General features: G+C 47.9%; 1 protein-coding gene and 1 pseudogene. Both read right to left on the reverse strand.

Annotated features, from left to right (window positions below; translation table 11 throughout):
• Positions 1-404, reverse strand: a pseudogene (locus tag VT06_RS16980) (efflux RND transporter permease subunit); the annotation flags it as partial.
• Positions 405-437: 33 nt separating this feature from the next.
• The coding region (locus VT06_RS18310) for a hypothetical protein (protein ID WP_161795052.1) at positions 438-675 on the reverse strand (238 nt) is incomplete at its 5' end.

Here is a 675-nt window from a genome sequence, read left to right on the forward strand (position 1 = left end):
ATAATGGTTTCAATTTCGCGCGCTGCAGCATCGGTTTCAAAAGGCGGCGTACCGCTTGGCAATACCATCCGCACACTTACGCCTAATGCCAAGCCACCCAAGCTGATCACATTCAGGGTGAAGCCACTGGCGCCCATTAACGCAAAGGTAGCCATAATGGCCACCGGAATAGAAATCCCTACCACAAAGCTTTTGCGCAGCGAACCAAGAAATAGGAACACCATTACCATGGCTAAAAAGCCGCTGCGCGCGAGATCACACATTAGCTCTTGTACGCCGGGAACTTGCAGCAATAGATTCGTAACCTCACTTGCCGAGGTAAGCATGCCATCGGTTTTCGCCATTACATCGAAGGTATCGGAGGTCATCCAACCAGCAGCAACATCAATATTTTCAGCTTCAAGCAGCGCTATTATATCCTGCAAAACGAATTTTACTCATTCGTGTATTGGCCCTTGCAAAACAATAAGTTGAGTTCCCTCATTTACTTTCACCTGCGCATTCAGATTTGGATTCAGCACAGTTTCGCCTCCTTCTTGCTGGTAACCGAGTAGCACTGCTTGCTCATTCAGCGCTAGTTCACGCAGTTCACCAATCGTAAATACCCGATGTAAATCTGCAGGTAAAAAGCGCAATGCTAATCGTGCACCATCGGCACTCAAGAGTTGCTCATAC

The sequence above is a fragment of the Arsukibacterium sp. MJ3 genome (genome assembly GCF_000987765.1).
Taxonomy (GTDB): Bacteria; Pseudomonadota; Gammaproteobacteria; order Enterobacterales; family Alteromonadaceae; genus Alishewanella.